The organism is Streptomyces sp. NPDC001137, from assembly GCF_040298885.1.
In the GTDB taxonomy this organism is placed as follows: Bacteria; Actinomycetota; Actinomycetes; order Streptomycetales; family Streptomycetaceae; genus Streptomyces.
Window position 1 is genome coordinate 51,665 of the sequence record NZ_JBEPBA010000024.1, and the last position, 23,070, is coordinate 74,734.

At 68.3% G+C, this 23,070-nt stretch carries 13 protein-coding genes; 4 read left to right on the top strand and 9 right to left on the bottom strand.

What is annotated here, in order from left to right:
• Positions 1 to 206: 206 nt before the first annotated feature.
• Positions 207 to 1,106, top strand: coding sequence for a replication-relaxation family protein (locus ABT254_RS35795; protein ID WP_351479754.1), 900 nt, complete (start codon positions 207 to 209; stop codon positions 1,104 to 1,106).
• Between the two features lie 576 nt (positions 1,107 to 1,682).
• On the opposite strand, the gene ABT254_RS35800 is transcribed toward ABT254_RS35795, so the two are convergent.
• Together ABT254_RS35800 and ABT254_RS35805 are read right to left on the bottom strand one after the other, a co-directional pair.
• A complete protein-coding gene (locus ABT254_RS35800) occupies positions 1,683 to 4,226 on the bottom strand; it encodes an NACHT domain-containing protein (RefSeq protein ID WP_351479757.1) in 2,544 nt (847 codons plus the stop codon).
• Positions 4,226 to 4,705 carry a hypothetical protein gene (locus ABT254_RS35805; RefSeq protein WP_351479760.1) on the bottom strand — a complete coding sequence of 160 codons (480 nt, stop codon included), beginning with the start codon at positions 4,703 to 4,705 and terminating at the stop codon, positions 4,226 to 4,228. Before ABT254_RS35805 ends, ABT254_RS35800 begins: the two co-directional genes overlap by 1 nt.
• Before the next feature lie 1,200 nt (positions 4,706 to 5,905).
• Here ABT254_RS35805 and ABT254_RS35810 point away from each other — a divergent pair.
• Positions 5,906 to 6,163 carry a hypothetical protein gene (locus ABT254_RS35810; RefSeq protein ID WP_351479762.1) on the top strand — a complete coding sequence of 86 codons (258 nt, stop codon included), beginning with the start codon at positions 5,906 to 5,908 and terminating at the stop codon, positions 6,161 to 6,163.
• Positions 6,141 to 6,542, top strand: coding sequence for a hypothetical protein (locus ABT254_RS35815; protein ID WP_351479765.1), 402 nt, complete (start codon positions 6,141 to 6,143; stop codon positions 6,540 to 6,542). The genes ABT254_RS35810 and ABT254_RS35815 overlap by 23 nt, the downstream gene beginning before the upstream one ends.
• On the opposite strand, the gene ABT254_RS35820 is transcribed toward ABT254_RS35815, so the two are convergent.
• From ABT254_RS35820 to ABT254_RS35850, 7 genes are all read right to left on the bottom strand, one after another.
• Positions 6,532 to 6,945: a toxin-antitoxin system YwqK family antitoxin gene (locus tag ABT254_RS35820; RefSeq protein ID WP_351479768.1), complete on the bottom strand. Its 414-nt coding sequence runs from the start codon at positions 6,943 to 6,945 to the stop codon at positions 6,532 to 6,534. The two genes, ABT254_RS35815 and ABT254_RS35820, sit on opposite strands and share 11 nt — an antisense overlap.
• Entirely contained in the window at positions 6,927 to 7,451 is a 525-nt protein-coding gene (locus ABT254_RS35825) for a hypothetical protein (protein ID WP_351479771.1), read from the bottom strand. The genes ABT254_RS35820 and ABT254_RS35825 overlap by 19 nt, the downstream gene beginning before the upstream one ends.
• Positions 7,441 to 7,944, bottom strand: coding sequence for a hypothetical protein (locus ABT254_RS35830; RefSeq protein ID WP_351479773.1), 504 nt, complete (start codon positions 7,942 to 7,944; stop codon positions 7,441 to 7,443). Before ABT254_RS35830 ends, ABT254_RS35825 begins: the two co-directional genes overlap by 11 nt.
• On the bottom strand, positions 7,941 to 8,408 hold the full coding sequence (locus ABT254_RS35835) for a hypothetical protein (protein WP_351479776.1): 468 nt from the start codon (positions 8,406 to 8,408) through the stop codon (positions 7,941 to 7,943). Before ABT254_RS35835 ends, ABT254_RS35830 begins: the two co-directional genes overlap by 4 nt.
• 14 nt (positions 8,409 to 8,422) lie before the next feature.
• Positions 8,423 to 8,911, bottom strand: a complete 489-nt coding sequence (locus ABT254_RS35840) for a hypothetical protein (RefSeq protein ID WP_351479778.1) — start codon at positions 8,909 to 8,911, stop codon at positions 8,423 to 8,425.
• 161 nt (positions 8,912 to 9,072) lie between these two features.
• A complete protein-coding gene (locus ABT254_RS35845; RefSeq protein ID WP_351479781.1) occupies positions 9,073 to 9,909 on the bottom strand; it encodes a hypothetical protein in 837 nt (278 codons plus the stop codon).
• A 122-nt stretch (positions 9,910 to 10,031) separates the two neighbouring features.
• Positions 10,032 to 18,305, bottom strand: a complete 8,274-nt coding sequence (locus ABT254_RS35850; RefSeq protein WP_351479784.1) for a polymorphic toxin-type HINT domain-containing protein — start codon at positions 18,303 to 18,305, stop codon at positions 10,032 to 10,034.
• Between the two features lie 299 nt (positions 18,306 to 18,604).
• Between ABT254_RS35850 and ABT254_RS35855 the strand changes: the two genes are divergently transcribed.
• The gene (locus tag ABT254_RS35855) at positions 18,605 to 23,032 is read left to right on the top strand and encodes a LamG-like jellyroll fold domain-containing protein (protein WP_351479787.1); all 4,428 of its coding nucleotides are present in this window, start codon (positions 18,605 to 18,607) and stop codon (positions 23,030 to 23,032) included.
• Positions 23,033 to 23,070 lie beyond the last annotated feature (38 nt).

Genomic DNA, 23,070 nt, shown 5'->3' on the forward strand with positions numbered 1-23,070 from the left:
CCTGCGGATATGTCGTGCTGGGCGCGGCAGCAGACGGACAGTTGTCGGCGGGGATGTCGGCCCGGTGGGGGGCGGCGTTGTTGTCGCTTCGTGACCGTGGTCGGGCCTTCATGGCCGCAGGCCTGGTCGGGGTCGGCTGCTGCGGTGGCGAGTATGCGCGGCGCCGGGCAAGACGGCGCCGCCCCTACCTGAAAGGCGGCCCGACGATGACCGACGTGGATACCGGCGGTGGTGACCGGTTGGCGCTGGCGGTGCTGACGCAGTACCGGATGGCCACCACCGAACAGATGCACCGAGTGATCGCCCCCGGCGTGCGCAGCGAGCAGACGCGGCGGCGACTGGCCAAACTCCGCGCTGAGGGGCTCATCGACCGCATCACCCTGCCTCAGGCCGGACGACTGCGGGCGTGGTTTCCCACCTCCTACGGTGTGCAAATCGCCTCCGAGTGGCCCGAGTTGCGCGGGCGGCGGCCCCCGAAGACGGTGTCCGATCCCACTGCCGCACGACTGCGGGTGGGACACACGCTGACTGTGACCGAGACCGCGCTCGTCTTCCTCGAGGACGCGCGCCGTCGCGGCGAGTTGTGCCGGCCGCTGGACTGGATACCCGAGGTCTATCACTCCCTCGGTGGCGGCGAGGCCGTCATCCCCGACGCCCTCATGTACTACCGAAGCGGCCGTGAGGGCGGGGACGGGTCGATGATGCGGGCGTTCGTCGAGGTCGACCGGGCCACCATGGGCCCGGAACGCCTGGCCGCGAAACTCACTGCCTACGCCCGCCTCCACGCATACGTGCCCACCTCTCCGGGCCGGCGTCGGCCGGCGTTCACGCAAGAGCCGGTACAGGAGGCATGGCGTCTGCACTATCCGCTCTTCCCCCGCCTGTTGTTCGTCCTGGACGGCACCGGCCCCGCCGGCGTCACCACCCGCATCCGCGCCCTGCATTCGGTCCCGGGGGACCTGGCGCTGACCCTGTTCCTGCGCGACGTCCCCGTTATGGCCGCGGCGCTGGCAGACCTGCACACCCACGGCCCCTCCGAGCCCGTGTGGCATCCCGTCCAGGACCCCGACCGCACGGTCGCCTGGAGTTGGTCGCCCCATGAATAGAGGCCTGCGCAGCCGCTGCGCACCACGCACCACCCCGTCGCGGCGGCTGCCCACAGCCCGACCACACCGCCGACACCCCGACCAAACGCCCCCGACCACGGTGATGCGCAGCCGACTGATCACTGAGGCGCAGCCGGATGCGCAGCGCGCAAGGACGGTGCGCAGGCATAGCACGCGGGCGAATCGGAGTCTGCGCAAACGCCCACCCACCTGCCGTGGTCGGGCTCATGGTCGCCCCAACCAAGGCGCGCACCACGTGTCTGCACAGCGGCCGTTTCAGCAAGTGCGCAGCCGGGTGCGCATCGTTGGCAACACGATGCGCACCCGGCTACCCGACCGGCCAGGGCTCTGCGCGGTCGGCGTCGGGGACGGGGTTTGCGCACCATCGCGCATGCCTGCGCAGTTGGATGGCATCACCTGGGGAGAGCCGACCGCCCTGCGAAGGACCGCCTCGTGTAAGCCCGCCTGGGCTCGGGGTCCCGCCTCGGCCGCCTTACCCGCCTCCGCCACCACCGCCGCCTTCCGTCACACCGGACTCTTCGCCGGAATGACCGCGGTAGGTCGGCGGTGACATGGCTACTCCAAGGTGGCCTGGAGGGAGTGGATGTGGGGCTTCCAGAGCCAGGCTCCGGTGCTGTCCGGGAGGTCGGACGCCAGGGCCAGTACGCGCTGGGCGTCGTGGGGACGGTCCGCGCCAGCCAGGGCCCTGGCGTATTCGTACAGGTCGCGGGCCATCTCCTCGCGGTGGTCCGGGTCGCCGTCGAGGTCTTCGCCCAGGCGCTGCTCGAACAGGGGGATGGCCTGTGTCCAGTTCCGCCGGGCCAGCTCCGTTCTGGCTCGGGCGATGGTGATCAGGTCGTTCTTGGTGCGGTCGTCGGTGCGGCTGTAGTCACGCAGCCAGGCGTTGTCCTCGAGTGCGGCCAGTTGGGCATCGGCCAGGGCCGAGTCGTCTGTTGCGATGGCGAGTTCCAGGCGGTGGAAGGTCAGGGTCATGATCCAGCGCTCGCCCTGGGCGTCAGCTCCCAGACCGCTGAAGTAGGCCTCGGCCTCGTCCAGGAAGGCCCGGTATGCGTCAGGTGTCAGCTCGCCGAGGTGATACTCCAGGCGGCGCAGTGCGGACGTCGTGATGTAGCGGCCCTTGGTGTTGCCTCGGCGCTCGTCCACCTCGATGGAGCGGTGGAACCACGAGCGTGCCGCTTCGGTGTTGCCGAGGAGGAACTCGAGGTAGGCGAAGTCGTAGAAGATCGCCGAGAGGTTGCCCGGCTCCTCGTCGCCGGAGACGTCCGCCGAGACAAGGCAGCGCAGGATTTCGCCCGCTCGCTCCAGGTTGGCCGCGCCGCCCAGGCGGCGGATCCGGGCCGACTCGCGGTGTGCCGCAACCAGGGCGAGCGCCTGCTGGCGGTCCGGGGCTGCGTGTTCCCGCAGCATTCCCTCGTCGCCCAGCAAGGTCAGAACCTGTTCGTGCAGCTCTTTGCCGTCGGCGCGGTAGCCGAGTGTGTCGCCGAGCTGGTCGTGCGCCTCGAGGCTGATGACGATGCGCGCGAGCCCGCGGGCCAGTTCGCCCCGCATGTCCGGCGCGACCGTCCAGGCGGCGATGTAGTCGGTGACCAGGCTCCCGAAACCGACCTCGGCGTGCTGTGCCTTCGCCCGGCCGAACGGCAGGTCTCCCAGCAGGCCCATGAGGGGATCAAGGGCCTCGACGATGTCCGCCTCGAGCGCGGTGACCAGATGTCTGGCCGTGTAGGTCAACGCGTAGACGTCCTCGCAGGACGCCCAGTCGTGGCCGTACAGGCCGAGAAGGTTCCGTGCCAGTTGGAGGTGGTTCGTTGAGGGCTGCACGCTCCAATACTCATGCCTGGCCGCGGTGGTGAGGAAGTCCGCCAGGCTCCCGTGGCAGAACCTGACCCGGTCGTGGTCGACGCGCAGGATCGGCCCGAGATCCTCCAGGATGGCCGCGAGCAAGTCCGAAGAACTCTCGGGGAACCCCAGATACCGCGCCAGGCTCTGCGGCGGCAGCGGGGTGAAAGCGATCGCGAGGGTGGCCAGCAAGGGCTGGTAATAAGCTGTCCAACGGCTGTCTCCCGCCCTCTTGCCGGGGACACGGCGGTCCGAGGCCCGGCGAGCCTGGCCGACCAGATACTCGTAGAGATCGTCGAGGCCGTCGGGGAGGCTCAGCGGGTCGAGCAGGTCGGGGACGGTCTTGGCCCAAAGCGCGGCGTAGAGGAAGACGTTGTCGGCCTTGCGCGCCACCTCACGGGCGAGCCCGGGGCGTCCGGTGATGCCTGCCTGGGCGAGTACGGACGCGGCGTACTCGGCGATCTCCTCCTCGATCTGCCGGCGGTGCCCGTCCAGACTGATCCGCTCGGACCGGTTCTGTTGGCGCAGGTAGAACTGCTTCAACGGCAGTGGGCGGGTCGTCACCACCACCCGCAGGTTCGTCGGCAGCTCCGCGCAATCGGTGAGCCAGTCGACTATCGAGTCCTCGCCACCGATCCAGCCGGTGGCCGCACCGATCTCGTCCAGTCCATCGATCAGCAGCACGATCGAGGCCGACCGATCGGCCGCCGCCAGCCGTGCCGCCGGCTCGATCAGCGCCTGCCTGGTCAGATCAGCCAGACTGGTCCGGGACAGATCGTCGATCAGCTCTCCGATCCTGACCGCGATCACCTGGCCGGCCTTCGCCGCCGACTGCCTGATCTCGAAGGCCGTCCTGCGAAAGGACGACACAACCAGCCTGCCGATCTCGACGCCGATCAGGTCATCGGCCTGTTCGACCTCCATCGTCACGCTCACGGCCAAGTCCAGATCCATCAGCTCGGGACGCAGCACGGCGATCTGATGCCCGACGCGGACCAGGAACGCCCGCCCGTCTCCGGACGACAACGGCGCAATACTGTCGCGCCGGATGAAATAGCGGGGATTGATCCCCGGCTCCCGGGCCAGTGACGCGAGGAACGTGCTCTTCCCTGTCCCCGCGACCCCTTCGAGCACGATGAACCGGATATGCGGCGTGTTGAGGAGGGCCTTGACCTGATCCAGGAGCCAGTCCCGCCGCCGGACGAGATCGCTGGCGAGGTGCTCGTCCAGAAGATCCTCGAAGAGCAGCTCGTCGCGGTGCATCACTCGAGTGAGTCGATCCGAACGCCGACAACCGGCCCGCTCGCCGACTTGCCCTTGACCACCCCTTCGACGTTCGCCGAGGCCCTCACCTCACCCAGTTGGACCGCCACGCCGCCGTCCCTGAGCGTCTCGACGTCGATGAGGGCCCTGATCCGATACTTCGACGGCGCCCGTCTCTCGCCCTCGAAGTCGATCTGGCGATCATGGAGATGCTCGAGCAACGTCCGTGCCCGGTCCATCGCCGCCAGTGCGTCCGCGTCGTTCCTCACCTCATCGGCCGACCGCGCAACCACCCCACTCAGGGTCCCCTGTAGCTCCTCGAGTTCATCCCGCTGCTCCGGTGACGGCTCCCGCACAACCGGAAAGTTCCTGTCCTCACGCCGACGATCCAGCACAGATCCGACGCGATCGAGGAGAAACGTTGCAGCGGACGGTATCGCCGCAAGCGAGAGAGCGGCCAGCGTAAGAGGTTCAGGCATGCACCACTGATATCGAAGAATCCCTCGCCTCGTGAGGGCTTTCCGAGATCTCCACCGGCTGGTCGGCGAGTGTCAGCTCGTGCCGGACTCAGCAGGTCAGGGTGAGTACCTCCCGTGCGTGCCCGCCGGTTGATCCCGGGCAAGCGGACGTCGTAGAAGTCCAGCACCTTGAGGGTGCGCGCCCGTGTCCTGTCGTTCATGTAGGGCCAGGCGGCCTCTACCAGGACTCCAGCGTTCAGGAGCTGTGGAGTACCTCGAAGTAGACGGCGCCGCTGACATCTTCTGTGGGATGGTCCACGATGCGGTCCACGAGGTCCCCAGCACCGCTCCAGCAGCTCCGTGTCCGGGCTCTCGCTCTCCAACTGCGGCCTCACCACAGGCGTCGTAAAGCACTCGGCCAGCAGCTCGTACAGTTGACCACCGCGTCCTGGGCCAGGACAGCAGCCTGTGCCGACCGGTGGAACTTCTCAGCAATGAACCCGGCGGATTGCGGAATCATGTGCAGCAGCAGAGTGGGGATCCCCTCTGCGGGACGTCGCTCATCCTTTCCTGCCTTGCGTGCGGTGGTCGCGGGCGCGAGGCCCGTCGTGCGAGGTGCATGACGAGCCCCGTCCTCATCGTCAGGCGCAGCTCTCGGGAGGGCAGACGCCTCCGCTCGATGCGGGGGGCTCCGGGGCCTTGTGGAACCCGAATGGGTTCAGAATGTCCGCGAACACCTGCCACGCTCCCCTCTTCCAGCCGTACTCGTGTACGTAGGAGAGCCCGGGCGACTGTGGTGAGTCCGCCGACAACGCCGAGCGTCCTGGAGAACCCGCGCAGCCGGGTGGCCTGGTCAACCGACTGGGGGTGGCATCCGGGAAATACGCCTAGTAACGCTCGCCCTTCAGATCGCCGACCACAACGACGGTGCCATCGAACAGGCCCGCTCGACGACTCCATCGCGCACTTCCTCCGATGGGTGTGCCGCAGACCGACCGAAGGTCAACGCACGTGAGGAGATGATCAACTCAATCTCGGCTCCGGCCACACCGTTTACGAATGGCCGAGCGGCCCGCCTGTCCATCCCGCTGCGCCCCTCTTCCTTGATCAGGAATCAGACATTCCAGGATCGAGAATGCGCCACACGGAAACGCAATGTTCGAATTGGCCCTCCAGATCTTCTGGTTGCCCCGACCAGTCAGCCGTGATCAAGGGGGATTCATGCGCATTGCGCGGTACAGACGGGTATTCGCCGCAGCCGTGACCACGGCCGCGGCGATGCTCGCACTCATCGACATACCTGCGAGCGCCCAGCCCGCCGACCTGGCCGCTCCGACGGCGGCGAACACCGACACCACGGCACTCGCTCAGCTCGCTGAGGACTATCTGCAGCAGCGCGCCGACATGCTGACGACGTCCCGCCCGGGAGTGAGGCCCACCGTCGTCCACGCGCGCCATGGCCGTTCGCACGCAGGATGATCTCGCCGCCCTCGCGGAGAAGGGCAAGCGGCATAAGGAAATCGGCGGCTACACGAAGGCGCAGGTCGACGTGAACGTCACCGACACCACCGTCTCCGGTCAGGCAGCGACGCTCCAACTTACCGAGCACACACGCCTCTACCTGCCGTTCACGGCGCAGGAAGTCAAGCAAGGAGCGCCGAAGTACGAGGAGCTGTCGCTCCCGCACACGGTGAAGTACACCCAAGGCACCGACGGCACGTGGCTGTTGTCATCCGACAAGGCCGATACGGGGCGGCCCGACTCCGATGACACAGGTTTCCGACACGGACGTCAACGCCGGCACGGACGACGGGAGTGTCTGGTTGACATTGCTCAGTCGCGGACGCTCACCGTTTAAAACGGCTTCGGAATCCGATCAGGGTTTTCCATAGCGGATCTGCCGGCGACAGTTCGAAGGCGTCCGTCACTTCCCCTTGGGTATTGCGCTCGACCTTGGACAGCAGGATTCCGTACTCGTACTTCTCCTCCAGTCGCACACGTCCCTCGGTGTCGTAGCAGACACGCGCCCCGTGCAGGACGTTCTGCCGGTACGAGGTCTCGTCGCACAGGCTTCCGTCCTCACGCCAACCGCGGGAGACACCCTCCTGCCTGCCGTTCACGTATTGGATCTCCGAGATCCGCCGGCCATTGGACTCTTCGTACCCAATCCCGGTGAACAGCTCGCCTCGGTACGTGTAGATCAGATCCTCGTCGAAATCGAGGTCGTCATCGGGAACCTCATTCAATTCTTCGAGGACCAACCCTTCCCATTCATCTGTGCCTTCCGCAACTCGCCCGACTCTTCGAGCATGAACTGCTCGACAACGGCATCCAGGGCGTCGGTGTCCAGCGACGGTGGCGTCCAACCCATGGCTTCCATGTGCCGCAGGAAGTCGCCAGGAAGTTCGGTGTGGTACTTGGCAACGTAGAAGGCCAGACTACTCGGCCATACCCACACCCCATCGGTGTCGATCGAGTACTGGCATATCCGTGTGATACCCGGATCGAGCAGATCATCGATCCAGGACCCCGTTGCGACGAGGGGCTCACCGGCCGCCAGGTAACGCACGATCGCGTCCTCATTAGACACTGCGATCGGCCTTTTCAGAGCGAGGACCTCCTCGGCCGTTTCGTAGAATCCCACCCGTCTCAACGCCGACAGTTCCCTTCTCACGCTCACTCGCCACCCGACGAGCATTGCGCCGGCGCCGGCCTCATGCCGGTCGTAGCTGAACGGCGACGTCCGGGCCGGAGTGTCAGTCGGCAAGGTGCTCGGGCAATTGGATCCAGCCCGAGTCCCGATAGGTGCGCAGCCGTTGCTCGTCGGTCTCGACCACCCTGGGGACAAGGTACGCATAGATCACGAGGTCGGGGTGGGCATTGGACCACAGGTCCCGATACAGCCCCCAGAGCCCCTGCCGTGCGATGGACTGGCACATCTCCGCCGAGTCCTCGTCGTCGTTGTCGACGAGCGGGAGGAGCAGGTCCAGACACACGACCCGCGCACCGAGATTCAGATCACCGGCCAGTGCTGCCATCAGGACGGCGGCAACGGGCGCAGCGGGCTCCTGTGGAAACGACTGGATCAGCGCGTTGTCGTCGATGCGAAGAGCTCGCGCCTCCTCGCGGGACTGTGCCTCAGCGAGCATTTTCAGGTCGTCGGCCAAGTGCGCGGCCGTTTTTCCACACCCACACTCGAACGCCGACCAGTCGTGGCGACCGATCTCCGCATTGATCAATCCCATGTCCGGCTTCTTCACCGGGCTCGGTAGTGCTCCAGCCGCACGGGGTCCCACTCCACGATGTCCAGCACATCGTCGGCGTATCCCTTGGCCACGGGGCCGCTGGCGTCGAGGTATGCCCGGTAGACGAGCCACAGCCCGTCGCGGACCGTCTCCACGCAGCGCATCTGGAGACTGTCCTCGACCGAGTCACCGTCCACCTCGCCCGCGACCAGTGCCAACAGCAACCAAAGGATCTCCTGCTCCTGCGCCACCGCCATACCATCCGCCAGATGCGCCATGACAACTGCGCAGACAGCCGGCGCCGGGGGCATCAGAACGGACTGGATGAGCACATGGTCGTCCAGGCTCCGCACGGCGCCGAAGGCGCCCCCGGCGAGGATGGTCTCCAGGGTGTCCAGCAGATGCCGGGCAGACCGCCCGCACCCGCACTGGATCGCATCCCAGTCATGCCGCTCCAACTCCGCACGCGCGAGACCCATTGACGTCCGGATCGTCAATCGAGCAGACAGTCGGGCAGTTTGATCCGGCCCGAGTCCCGATACGCGCGGAGCCGGGACTCGTCCGTCTCGATCGCCCTCAGCACGTAGAAGGCATTGGCGACGATGCCGGGCAGGGCACCGGACCACAGATCCCGGTACAGCATCCACAGCCCCTGCCTGGCGATCTGCTGGCACCTCTCCTCCGAGTACTCACCGTCGTTGAACACCAGCCCGCCGAGCAGATCCAGGCACACGAACCTCGCCTCCGGGGAGAGTTCGCCCGCGAGCGCCGCCATCAACACCGAGGCGACGGCCTCCGCCGGCGGCTGCGGGATCGACTGGATCATGGCATGGTCGTTGATGCACAGTGCCCGCGCCTCCTCCACGGACTGCGCCTCGACCAGCAGCCGCAGGTCGTCGGCGAGGTGCGCGGCCGACTTCGTGCACCCGCATTCGAGTGCCGCCCAGTCGTGCCGGCCGATCTCCACATCGATCAATCGCATGCGTGAATTCAGTCTGCTCGTCAAATGTATCCGCGTCCCTGTCGGGAACGCACTGAGCCCCACCCTGTCTCCCAGCAGGTTCGGGGAAGTCGTCGAGGCGGTGTCGAGCAAGCGCGTACGGGTAGGGGGTGGTGGTGCGTCCGGCGTGATCAGTCGGGCTTTCACCGCCTCGGCGCACCCCACCATCTCCCGTGGCGGTGACGGACGCGATTCCAGTCTTCGCCAGGAGCATCCTCGGGCACGGCTACGAGCATCAATTCCGCTTCGTCGCGTACGCCCACGACCTGAGCCGTGGTCAGACGTCGGCAGTTCCACAGAAGCCCCGCCATTTCGGCCGCCAGCGCGTCGTCGAGCCCCGACGCCTCGCGGACTTCTACGCCTGTGACGGCGGCGAGATCACCCGCCGGGATGCCGAGAGCGGTCGCGAAGCCCGCCACAAGGTCCGGGGTCAACGGAACGCGGCCCCTTCCAATACCGCTGATCGTGGAGGCGGCCAGGTACACGCGTCCTTCGGTCACCACGGCCAGGGTCTTGGCCGCAGCGGTCAGGGAGCGCAGGTTCCGGTTGCCGCACAACAGGTTGGCGAGCATCGCGCCGAAGCCCGTCGCGTGCTGTTCATAGATGAACGGCGGAGCGGACGGACGCTCTACCGGTTCCAGCGGCAGCTGATCGACACGCCGATGGACGTGGACTCTCTGGTCCGACGGCAGTGCCTGCGTGATCTGGACGAGCTCCGCGATTGCGGCCCCAGCGGCGGGGTCCCGGGGTGTGAGCGCTTCCGGCACCGGGACGTCGGCGATCACATGGAGGTCGGTGGCGTGGAAACCGAGAGGGGAGGCAAGGCCGTCGAGCTGCGAAGCCAGCGGCGGCGTGCCCGACAGCACTGTGCGGAGTTCAGCCTCCGGGATGCCGGACGCCGAGGACAGCCACGAGACATCCATCCGGCGGTAGTTCATGAGCCGGGTCAAGATCACGCCGAAGCCTGGCTGATTCGCCACGGTGTCACCTTACGTCTTACGTCCAAAAAGGGATCGACGGGGGGAGAGCGCGGCTCCTTGGAGTTGATGACTGGACACCGCCACTGCTAGGAGCCGCGCTTTCAGGTCAAACCGCCGTAACGCTACTTTCGCACGGGCCAGGGACTCCATACGGTGCCTTCGTCGACTGTCAGGCCGAAGTCCTGTAGTGCTCGTGCGGCTACGTCCCGCAGCGGCATGTAATCCGCCTCGTTGTACGCGGGAGCATAACTGCCGGGCTGATAGTGGCCTGAGCCGTTCGTCATCTCCAGCACCCTTCCTTGCTCGTTCACGGTGAATCCGCCGGCGAAGAGCACCGGTTCATGGTCGGCCAGTGTCGTGTGTCCCGGCCAGTCGGCCTCGGGATCGAAGGCGCCCTCCTCGTACAGCGACTCGTTCATCGCCCGCGTCGAACCATCCAGCTTCTGCACGAAGATGTAGGTTCCAGCCTCGATGCCCTCCCCAGACCGGACGATCTGGTGCTCGGCAAGTGGGCCCTGGGGACTCGCGTCGATGTTCGGATGGCGACCGGGCCGCCAGACGTGTATGGGCTGGGTCGGCTCGTCACCGCACGTGTTGTGCACCAGCACCGGAGTCGTGTCCGCCAGCACGTAGTACGTGTGCAGGCGGTCGACAGTGAGGTTGTAGCGCTCGGCACTGCCAGGAGTTCCGCGGACTGCCGTGACATGGGCTTCCTGGCCGTCCTTCGTGATCAGGGCGTGGCCGACTCGGAACCTGCCTGCCGGAACCCAGCTGTGCGTCGTCCGGTCCCAGAAGGGGTGCCTGGACGTGGTGTGCAGCACCGCGGTGTGGCCCTTGGCCGTCCGGACAGTCACGTCGACCAGATCGTGGTCACGATGGACCCAGGTGGCAGTTACCCGATGCGCACCCTCATGGAGACCGGTGCCAGGGTCTGCGGCCTCGACCTCGTCGCCCTTCTTGATTTCTCCGATGGCCTTCGTCTTCCCCCCTGCCATGAGGACAGGTGTGTCGGGCGAGAAACTGCACCTGCCAGGAGAACTCGGCCTGGCGGCCTTGGTGCCGGACGAACCGGTCTTCGGGCTGCTGGGCTTGGCGGTTGCAGCATCCGCCTCCTCCGCCCGTGCCTGGGCGTTCGCCCGCTTCATCGCGACCAGGTCGCGTGCGTCGGCCGCCGCTTCGTCGATCGCCTCGGGGGCAGCACCCGCCTTGGCGGCGGCGTTCGCCTCGCCCGTACGGGGCGTGTCCTCGGCCGTGTCCTCACTGACCGACTCGCCGCCGGGACCGGGACCACAGTCACCCACGAGGGCGCCGCAGGCGGCGACCGCGGCGGCCGTACCGCCTTCGATGCACGCCGGCCCGAGCAGACCGCCCGATTCGACCGTGCAGGCGCCCGCTCCGATCACGACGACCGTGACCACGGCGCCGGCGGCGACATACGGGGCGGCCTTCTCCACGTAGTGCCCAAGGCAGCCCACAAAGCCGTGGCAGCCCCCTCCGCCGCCACTGCCGCTCGAGGTGTCGGTGACGGTGACGGTGGTGACCGTGGTGCTGGTGGGGGTGGTGGACTGCTTGGGCGGGGTCCCGGTGTTCTGCCCGTAGCCGTCGCAGATTTCCTTGGGGCACAGGCCAGACGGGTCGGAACTGCTCGCCGGATTGTCGCCGGCGTAGGTGTAGCCGCCCATCTGGTTCGGATCGCCGGACTCGAACACCGGGTCGGCTGTCAGGAACCGCCCCAGCGTCGGGTCGTAATTCCGTGCCCCCAGCAGGTCCAGCCCGGTCACCGAGTCAGTCGGCTTACCCAGGTACCCGTGGTTCTCGTCCGCCGACACCCACGACGACGGCGTCGTGCCGCGCGGGTTGCCGTACGGGTCGTAGAAGCGGCGGGTGACCGCCAGGGTGGAGGCGTCGACGGCGGTCGTCGCCGTGCCCTGGGACGTGGCCACCTGGTAGGTGACGGAACCCGAGCTGGAGCGGGTCACCCGCGTGCCGTCCGGGCCCGCGTAGTACCGCAGACCCGTGCACGTCTTCGCCGCCACGTCCAGCGTCAACTGCTCGGCGCCGCCGAAGAGGTACAGGACACGTGTCTTGTCGGTGCCGCCCACCGACGCCGTCTGCTCCAGCAGGTTGCCGTCGGCGTCGTAGATGTACTTGCTGGTGCGGGCCGTCGTGCCGGACGGCGTGGAGACCGTGGCCGTGCGGCCCTCTTGGTCGTACGTGAACGTCTGCGTCTGGCCCGCCGGCAGCGCACCCGCCGTGATCGTCGACCAGGTCTGGCCCTTGCCGCCGCAGGTGGCCAGCGTCAGCTGGGTGCCCTTCGTGGCGCTGGCGCTCGGGTCGGTCAGGCAGAGGGTGCTCTTGGCCGCGTTGACCAGCGTGCCGGTCGATGAGACCCGCCACTTCTGCGTGGCGTCCGAGGAACAGGTGTCGGCCACCACGCCGGTGCCGGACGTGGTCGCGTTGCCCGCGGTGTCCAGGCAGAATCCGCCGGCCTTCACCGTGCCGTCGGTGCCGATCGACCATTTCTGGGCGGCGGAGGACGAACTGCAGGCGTTCACCTCGACCTTGGCTCCCGACCCGGTCTCCTCGACGCACAGCTTGCCGCCGCCGGAGAGGGTGAAGCCGGTGGTCAACGGGCCCGTCGTTCTCGTGGCCCGGCTGACCGTGTTCCCCGCGTTCTTGCCCGCGGTGTCCGTGTACGACGGCGTCTGTGTCGCCGTACCCGTGTCCGGGTTGCTGGTCGTCGTGGCGCCCGCCTGGTTCGGGTGCGTGATGGAAGCCGTGCCGTCGACGCCCGGGTACGACGTCGACTGGGTGGTGTCGGCCGCCGCGTTGCCGGTCGGGTCGTGGTCGACCATGCCGGTGCGGTCGCCGAGCAGGTCATAGGAGTACGTCTGCCAGTACGGCGCCGGGCCGCCCACCGTCTTCGTCTTCACCGGTGCCGCGCTGGTCTGCACGGAGGCCGTGGTGCAGCCGCCCACCGCGCCCACCGGTGCGCTGCCGGAGTCGGTGATCCCGGCGGTGTCCGTCCAGGCGGCGGTCAGCCGCTGGAAGGAGTCGTAGGTGAAGCACTGGGTGTCGTGGGTGGTGTTGTCCTGGAGGTCGTCCGTGGCGGTGAGCTCACCGGCCTGGTTGTAGCGGTAGTTGACGACGTCCAGGGCTGTGGTCGACGTCTGCGCCATGCTGCTGGTCTGCGTGGTGCGGCCCGTCGTCGCGTCGTACTGGGCGAAGGTCGCCAACTCCTTGCCGACCGGACCGTAGTTGGCCTGCAGGACCCGGCCGAAGGGATCGTGGACCGTGCCGTCGAGGTAGGACGGTGTGTTGGCGGGGCTGATGTCCCCGCCGAAACCGTCCAGTTCACCCTGCAACGTGTAGCCGAAGCCGATGCGCTCGGCCGGCAGACCGCCATCCGCCTGGTACTGGGTCGTCGCCAGCAAGCCGACGTTCGGCGTGTACGTCGACGTCAGGGTGTAGGTGATGGTGCCGCTGTCCGTACCGGACTTGCCGGGGAAACCGTCGGCGGCAGGGATCGTCAGGGTTGAACCCAGCGGCTGGTAAGCGGTGTTGTAGCCGGTGACCGCCTCGGTGTACGCGCTGCCGCTCGTACCGCCGACGTAACGGGTCGAGGACGTCGGGTAGCCCTTGGCGAGGGTGTCGTAGACCCGGGACGTCAGCTGCTTGGCCGGATCGGGGGTGGCCGACCAGGGGGCCGCGTATTCCGCCGTGACCCGGTTGTCCCAGTCGTATGTGTACGACAACGCCTGGCCGCGCGGGTCGGTGGTCTGCAGCAGGTTGCCGAGCACGTCGTACTTGTCGAAGGTCGTCGTGCCCGTGTCGGGGTCGGTCTGGGAGGTCTTCTCGCCCAGCAGGTCGTAGTGGTAGGACCAGGTGTTGCCCGCGCTGTCGCGGACCGAGTCGACCTGTCCTGCGGGCGTGTAGGTGTAGCGGGTGGTGGAGTCGGCCGCCGGGACCGTGCCCGCCGTGCCCTGCTTCCACAGCGCCGTGCTGCCGTCGCTCGCGACCACGTCGAGCGTGGAGTCGTTGCGGATCTGCAGGGTGGCGCCGGTGGTCGCAGTCAGGCCGGTGCTCCACTTGGAGGTGCCGGAGGCGGTGGAGACGGAGAGGTTGCCATCGGTGCCGAACTGGGCGTAGGCGCCCGGATTTCCGCCCGTTCCGCTCGACCAGATCGTCTTGCCGCTGGCGAGTGCGCTGAGGACCAGGTCGCCGTCGGCCTGCATCGTCAGGCGCACGCTGTTGGAGGTCAGCGAGGTGCCGGACGGGATGATGCTGCCGCCCTTGAGAGTGACCGTGGCCGCGGTGTTCTTCACCACCGACTTCACCGTCTGACCGAGGGCATTGGTGAAGACGGCAGTCGACGAGCCACCGGCGGGCGGGGTGGAGTCGGTCTCGTCGGCGCCTGGATAGGCGGTGCTGGTGCTCCACTGCTTGACAGCCTGGTGCCACAGAGTGCTCGCGGTGGCGCGGCCCTGGCCGTCGTACGTGGTCGTGGTCTCGGCGGGGATCTCGTTCTCGTTGGCCGCGTAGAGGGTGGCCGACGGGGCGTGGTCCGGCTCCGAGTAGGGGGCGTAGGAGGCGCTGGGCCAGCCGTGGGAGTCGTAGAACGTGTCGGAGATGATCCGGCCGGAGTCGGAGTCTCCGTCGGCGGTCGTCTGGACCTGGCGGAGCTGGAGCATCCCGTCGTAGATGCTGACCGACGTCGAGTACGTGCCGTCCTCACGGAGGCTGCGTGTGGTGACGGACGTCGGGTCGCCCGGCTGGGTGATCGTTCCGCCGGGGGCGGGTACCGCGCCGGGGTTGACGGAGTACGCGAACGTCATGTCCGCGCTCTGCGTCGCCTTGTCGCGTCCGGGCAGCCAGACGGCGGTACGGCGGCCGAGCGCGTCGTAGGTGATGTCGGTGACGCGGTTGTTGGCGTCGACGTTCTCCAGCGGCAGGCCGCGCAGCCGGTCGAGGGTGGAGGTGACCTTCCACTGCTTCTGGTTGGTGGAGACGATGCTGGTCGGGTTGGTGTTGCCGCCCGTGCCGCTCCACTTGGGCAGGTAGTCGGTGTGGGTGCCCTTGCCGGTGGCGTCGAGGGCGTCGGTGACGCGGCCCGCGCCGTCGTAGGCGATACCGCTGGTGGTGCGCCAGTTCTCGGTGCCGTCGTCGGCGAACCCGGTGGCGACCTGGGTGCCGGTGACGCGCGGGAGGCTGAGCGTGCCGTAGGAACCGAGGTCGGTGACGGAGCCGTCGCCGTCGTAGTAGATCTTCTTGTCGGAGAGCAGGGTGTCGGTGCCGGGCTTGGTGCCACAGGGACCGGAGACCGTGGTGATGCGGTCCGGGTAGCCGAGCAGCATGGTGTTGGCGCCCAGCAAGGCCGGTGCCGCGTAGTCGGTCGTGGTGCACTTCTCCTGCGCGGCCACGGAGACATCGCCGTGCGCGTCCACCGACTGCACGCGACCCTGGTCGTCATAGCCGGTGTCGGTGCGGGTGTGCCGCCAACTGCCGTCCGCCAGCAGGGAATAGCCGTGCGTCTGGGTGGACTTGATACGGCGGGCGGTGAGGTCGGGCAGGGTGGCCTTGTCCGGCTTGGTCTCGCCGGGGTGGTCCTCCTGGGTCCAGGCCGTCCATGAGGTGCGGTCGGCGTGCGCGGTGGTGGTGAAGTCGAACGGGCCGTTGACGGTGGTGGCGTTCACCGTGCCGCCGGAGGCGGTATAGGTGTCCGACTGGAGTGCTGTTCCGGCGAGTTGGTCGTCGTCATTGACCTTCTCGACGGACTTGCCGCCGACCGTGGCGTCCACGCTGATCAAGCGCCGGGAGCCGTCGGCCTTGTAGTCGCCGTTCATGCCCTGGAGGTAGGTGGTGGTCTGCTGGGTGACCGGCTCGGGCGCCTTGCCGGTGCGCACGGTGACGTTGCGGAAGCCTCGGAACTGGTCCCAGGTGCGGTACTGGTCGTCGGTCAGGTCGGAGTCGTCGCGGTGCCAGGCGGCGCCGGAGTAGGCGTAGGTGGAGACCTGCGCCTCGGAACCCGCCGGGATCTTGGAGGAATCCGGGTTGTACTGGGCGGCGACGGTCAGGTCGGCCACCGTGACGCTGTGCACCGTCGTCTTGTTGAACCAGTCGGCGATCGGCTTGGAGGCGCCGGGCACCGTCCAGTAGACCGGGTAGCAGGAATTGGTGTTGGAGTCGGCCTGCTTGATGTCGAGGGACTTGCCCGCGCATGGGTTCTGGTCGTACTCGACGGTGATCGACTCACCGGTCTCCGTCTGCACGTTGGAGATGCGCGGACGGTAGAGCGGGGGCGCGGACGGGGAGTCGTCGTTGACCCGGTTGTCGATCTCGGTGCCGGTGAAGGAGACCTGGTTGAGGGCGAGGGCCTTGTTGCCGTTGCCGTAGGTGTCCTGGCCGGTGTGCCGGATGGACTGGAGCCACATCACGGCCTGGAGCGAGCCGGCGTCCTTGGGGTCGACGGTGGTGCCGGTGACCGGGTCGACCGTGCCGCCCGCGTCGGAGTACACCTGTCCGAGGTCGTAGGAGTCGACCGGGACAAGTTTGTCGGTGTCGCCGTCCTTGACGTGCACCTTGGTGGTGATGCTGTCCAGCCTTGTGGTGGACCAGAAGGTCGGGGACGACACGATGCACACGTCCGTGGGCACCTTGGTGGCGTCGTCCGGCAGCTTGGTCTTGTCGGTCGAGTCGCAGTGCAGGTCCCAGGGGACGTCCGGCCAGTGCGGGGCGGTGTTGTCGTCGAGGTTGCCCGCCGAGCAGTCGGTGAAGGAGGACGTCGTCTGGCAGCGCTGTTTGGAGGCGAAGGCCACCTGGGCGGACGGGGTGCGGCCTGCCTGCTCGTCGTCGAGGGTGTAGCCGTACGAGATGGAGGTGAGCGTGCCGCCTCGGGTGTACGGGGTGAGGGTGCCGGTGTCGTCCTTGTCGTCGGTCGCCGCCGCCTGGCCGCCGCCGAGGTCGTAGTAGCCGGTCTCGGTCGTGTAGTCGTAGCGCTGGACGAAGCCGCTCGGTGAGACGACGAAGTCGAGGTTCCAGCGCCAGCCCTCGGGCTTGTCGCAGCGGGACTTCTTGCCGTCCGCGTCGCTGTGGCAGGGGTCGGAGGAGCGCGGGTGCAGCACCGGCACACCCCACGCGGAGTGCGTGGAGTCGTCGGAGCCGCCGGAGACCGAGCCCTTGGTGCCCGGGCCGCTGGGCGAGTGGTCGGCGCCGAAGTAGGCGGCGGTGCCGTCCGTGGTCAGGACGCGGAAGTAGGTGCCGTCGTGCAGGCCGTTGGCGGCTCCGGACAGCTCCTGTACGACCGTCCCGTCATCGCCCTGGAGCCTGAACTCCCGTTTTTCGCCCGGGGTTCCGGAGTTGGTGGTCGGGACGAGGACACCGGAGTGGGAGCCGAAGGAGACGGTCGCGTTGCCGCCGCCCCAGCATTCGTCGCCGGAGCCCTTGAGGATCTTCTTGCCGTCGGAGTCGAGGAGCGAGCCGCAGGAGCGATACCGACGCTCCACGAAGCCCGGCTGGTAGCTCCAGCCGTCACCGATCCAGGACGCCTGCGAGTTGCGGGCCGAGGTCTCGCCGTCCACGGACTGCGAGTCGTACGACAGTGCCACCGAGGGGCCGGTGTCCCCGACGCCCGCCGGCATGTCGATCGGGTACGAGTACGTGTACGCGCCGGTACCCGTGGCCTGCCAACTCCCCTCCGGAGTAAGCGAAGTGGCGGAGTAATCACCCTGCGAGCCCTTGCTGCCGGAGGTGACGGCGATCGCCGAGTCCGCGGTGGTGGTCGCGGTGAGCTGGTTCGCGGTGGCCCGGTTGACGGACTTCAGGGGTGTGCGTGTACGGCAGTCGGCGCGCTCGGGTGTCGTCAGGGCGCAGGCGGGAAGGCGGGTGAGGGTGAGGCGGGAGCCGTAGCCGCCGCCGTAGGCCTTGGCGACGGAGGAGTAGTCGACGACCACGCTGACCTTGGCGGCAGGAGACTTGGCGCGACCGAGCCCGACCAGCAGGCCCGTGTCGGCACCCGCCCGCAACGCCTGAGTCCGCGAGGCGAGTTGGACCCGGACCCGCTGCGGCTTCGCCTTGCCGGACGACGCCACCCACACCGGCAGCGCGCCCGCCCTGGCCGGCTTGCCGTCGAGGGCGACCGTGTGTGAACCGGCATGCGGCCAGGCGGGTTTCGCCGCCGTATAGCGGGTCAGCGGACGGTAGCCGCGGGGGCGCAGGGTCTTCGGGCGGTTCAGATCGTGGTCGCCCACCGCGGGCGTCTCCGGCAGCGGCTTCGGCTTCCAGATGTCGCCGTGGAAGACGTACGGCCCGACGCCGGCCTGCGCGACGGCGCCCGTCACCAGCAGCGCCATCGTCGCGAGCAGGGCGGAGACAAGCGTCAGCGTTCTTCGCACACCCACGTGAGAAGTACCCCCGTATGGAACGGACTTCGCGGTCCGTTGACTGAAAGGTCACGTGGTCGGCGTGATCCAGCATGGGAGGTTAGGAACGAGGTTGAACGAACCTCAACACTCTTTGCCAATGCCATGACAACCTTGTGATTGCCTTTGGCTTTTCCTGTGTACGTTTTGTGCCGGGGGAGCGAACATCACCGCCGCACGCCGTCGCTGACGCACTGACCGCCGTCCAGCAGGCTCTTCGGGCGCGGATGGTCGCAGATCTCGCGTCTGCCCTGTCCATCGCGCGAAGGAGTTGTTCCGTGCTGCCGTCTTCCGCCCGCAGACCGGCGGTGTTTTCCGCGCTCGCCGCGCTGCTGCTGACCGCGCTCGCCGTCCCGGCCTCTGCGGTCGCCGCCGATGATCCCGCCGACACCGCGGACCCGTTGCTCGCCGCCCAGGCGAAAGCGGTCGCCGGTGGCACGTCCGTGCCGGTCGACGCGCTGACCAGTGAGACCGACACGGTGACCGCCGAGGCGGACGGTTCCTTCACCCAGACCTCGTCCGTGCTGCCGACGCGGGTGCGGCAGGACGGCGCATGGGTACCGGTGGACGCCACGCTCACCGCCAACTCCGACGGGACCTACTCCCCCAGGGCCACGCCCAGCGGCGTACGCCTGTCCGGCGGCGGCAGCGGGCCGCTCGCCACACTCACCGACCCCGCCGGGCACAGCATGAGCCTGACCATGCCGTTCGGGCTGCCCGCACCGCAGGTCAGCGCCGGCACGGCGCTGTACCCGGCGGTGCTGCCCGGCGTCGACCTGTCGGTGACGGTCACGGACCAGGGCGGCTTCAGCGATGTGCTGATCGTGCACGACGCCAAAGCCGCGGCCGACCCCCGTGTACGCAAACTGGCGGTGGCGACAGACACCAACGGACTTGATCTTGCCCCCACTTCGGCAGGCGGCATGACCGCGAAGGCGCCGGACGGCTCGGTGTCGTACACCAGCCCGCCACCACTGATGTGGGACTCCAGCACGGCGGCCACGACGGCCGCGACGAACACGGCAGCGGCCGTCAAGCCCGCGGCCTTCGTCCGAGCGGGCGCCGACGATCCAGCGCCCGCCTCCGGCTCCTCCGCTGCCGGCCCCGGCCCCGGCGCCCAGGTCGGCCAGGTACCGATGACCACCACCGCGGACCGCCTCACCCTGGCCCCGGACACGTCGGTGCTCGCCGGCCCGGACACCCACTACCCCGTCTACATCGACCCGTTCGAGAACCCGGTGACCAGCAAGTCCGGCGCCTTCGACGAGGTCTACTCCAGTCCGGCCTGCTCCGACGCCCCCCAGTACAACAAGCCGCAGACCAACGGCGAAGGTGTCGGCTACCAGCAATGGGGCGGGGCCTGCGGGGTCGGCCTTGAGCGGTCGTACTACGCGGTCAACACGGCCGGCCTCGACCCGTCCATGAAGATCATCAAGGCCGAAGTCAAGGTCAGCACCACCTTCGCGGCCAGCGTCGACTGCTCCCACGACCAGCCGATCACCCTGCACACCACCGGCGGCATCAACGAGAACACGGACTGGAAGCACCAGCCCGACACCCTCGACGACAACGGCTACCCGACCGTGAAGACCACCGTCCCGAGCGGGGCGAACGGCAACAGCAACTGCTCCAACAGCACGGCCTCCTTCCGCGTCGACGACCAGATCCAGAAGATCGCCGACGGCAACAAAGGCACTTGGACCATCGGCCTGTTCGGCAACGAGTCCAAGACCAGCTCCAACCTCGACTACCTGCGCATGTCGCAGGTCCTCACGCTCACGACGAACTTCGACATCCCGCCGGACACCCCCACCAAGCTACGCACCACGCCCAAGCCGCTGGGCGCGGACGGCGACTGCGTCACCGGCAGCGGGGCGATCGGCTGGATCGGAGCGACGACCTACAGCAACGCGGGCAGCAACATCCAACTGCACTCCACCGTCACCACCCACATCTCCGGCGAGCACGCCGAGGCGCACTACAACGTCTGGGACCGCACCGACCTGGACTCCGCCGGCAACCCCGTGGCCAAGAGCACACCGGACAGCGGCATGGTCGCTTCCGGCCAGGACGCCGACGCGCCGATCGGCTTCACCCTCAAGGACGGCCACGAGTACGGCTGGGACGTCTACGCCCAGGACAACTCCTCCATCAAGATGAAGTCGGATGTCAGCGACCACTGCTGGTTCGACACCGACTTCACCCCGCCGCAGACCCCGACGGTCGCCGACAACCCGCACTTCCCGCCGGTCGGCAGCGGCACCGGCGACACCTACGCCGGCAGCGACGTCACCGCAGACTTCGCCGTCTCCGCCGCCGACAACACCCCGGCCGACACCTGCGACCCGGCGGGCTGCAAGGCCAGCGGCATCGACCACTTCCTCTGGCAGCTCGACAGCCAGCCCACCGCCGCCACCGGCCACACCGCCAAGGTGACGTCCACCAGCGGGGCCACCGCCTCCGGCACGGTCACCATCCCGGTCACCGACTGGGGCGTGCACACCCTCTACGTCGCCGCCGTCGACCGGGCCGGCAACCTCTCCCAGAACCCGGTGAGTTACACCTTCACCGCCCCCTGGAACCCCAAGACGAAGATCGCCCCCGGAGACATCACCGGCGACGGCAGCCCCGACCTGCTCGCCACCACCAGCACCGGCGACCTGGAACTCGTCCCCGGCAACAGCGACCCCGCCCAGGCCCCCGCACCCGCACAGGGCGGCGCGGTGGACGGCACGCCGCCCGCCGTCAAAGGCCCGGTCATCGTCTCGACGGCCGCCGGCGCCCCCACCGGCGCCTGGAACGACTACCTGATCGCCCACCGCGGCAACCTGCACGGCGACACCCACGACGACCTGCTCGCCTACAACCGCAAGACCCAGCAGCTGTACGTCGTGAAGAACGACCTCGACCCCAAGGACGACGCCGGCTTCCCGCGCACACCCTGGTCCACCTACCCCGGCTTCGTCGGCCGCCGCTACGACATCGTCACCAAGGACGACTGCGAGGCAACCGACGTCGTACCCGCCGACCGCTGCGCGAACGCGGGCTACGACCCGTCCAAGCCCTGGAACATCTCCCAACTGGTCGTCGACGGAGACGTGTACGGCAACGCCGACCACCCCGCCGTCATCACCGTGGAGAACAACAAGCTCTGGCTCTACCAGACGTACGGCGTCAACCACCTGGGCCACCCCCGCCTGCTGGGCGACGGCGACTGGTCCGGCCTGACCCTGATCGCCCCCGGCCGCGTCGGCGGCACCTTCACCGTGGACGACAACGGCAACGGCAAGGTCACCGGCGGGACGCCCACCCTGTGGGCCCGCGACGACACGTCCGGCACCGTCTACACCTTCCCGATCGACATCGACGCTTCCACCACCCTGCCCAAGCTGCTGCACGCCCCGGTCCACACCGCGCTGGCCTCCGCGGTGAAGACCTCCTCGGGCGGCACGCTCTGCCTGGACGACGCGGGCTCCCACACCGCCGACCACACCAAGATCCAGATCTATACGTGCAACGGCAGCGCGGCCCAGCAGTGGGTCCTGCACGACGACGGCTCCCTGCGCGTCCTCGGCAAGTGCCTCGACGCCACCGACGGCGGCACGGACAACGGCACCCTGCTCCAGCTCTACAAGTGCAACGGCAGCGGCTCACAGAAGTGGACCACCGGCGCCTCCGGCAGCCTGGTCAACCCGCAGTCCGGCAAGTGCGTGGACAACCCGGGCGCGAGCACGACCAACGGCACCCAGGTCCGCCTCTACACCTGCAACAACTCCGCCGCCCAGAACTGGACGAGCAGTGCCACAGCGGGCTGGAACACGCACCCCGCCACGGCCCTGTCGATGGTCCTGCGCAAGCGCGACTACCCGACCGTCGCCTCCCCCGGCGACGTCAACAGCGCCACCGGCGGCCCGGACGGCAAGCCCGACCTGTACGCCACGGACACCGCCGGCCAGCTGACCGAGTATCCGGGGACCGCTCCCTCCGGTACGACCGCCACCTTCGCGGACGCCGTCTCCCTGGGCACGGTGACGGACACGACGACCCACCGATGGAACCTGGCCGACGGCACCGGCACCACAGCGTCCGACCCGACCGGCAACGCCCCCGCCACGCTGACAGGCGGCGCCTCCTGGACCACGGACGCCGACCGCGGCACGGTCCTGAACCTGAACGGCAGCACCGCCTACGCCGCCACAACCGGCCCCGGCGTCGACACCAGCGGCAGCTTCACCGTCTCGGCCTGGGTCAAGCTGAACTCCCTCTCGAGTACCAACTCGACCTTCGTATCCCAGTCCGACGACCCGTCCGTCGGCGCGGCCAACGGCTTCCAGCTCTACTACTCCTCCGGCGCCGGTGTCTGGGCCTTCGGCCGCCACGACGACGACACCACCAGCACGGCCTTCACCGCGGCCTACGGCGCCAAGGCCGTGGCAGGCAAGTGGACGCATCTCGTCGGGGTCTACGACGCCGACGCGGACCAACTGCTCCTCTACGTCAACGGCCGCCTGTCCGCCACCAAGACCTACGCCGGCACAACCTGGAACGCCGCCGGCCCGGTCCAACTCGGCCGCCGCCTCTTCCAGGGCACCTACGGCGAGTACGCCAACGGCCGCCTGAGTGACGTCCGCGTCTACCCGACGGCCTTGCCACCGGCGGATGCGGCGGCGCCTGGGGTTAACCCGGTCCTCACTCAGCTTGGTTGAGGGAACGCATCCCGTGTCCCTGGCAACGGGGGCGCGGG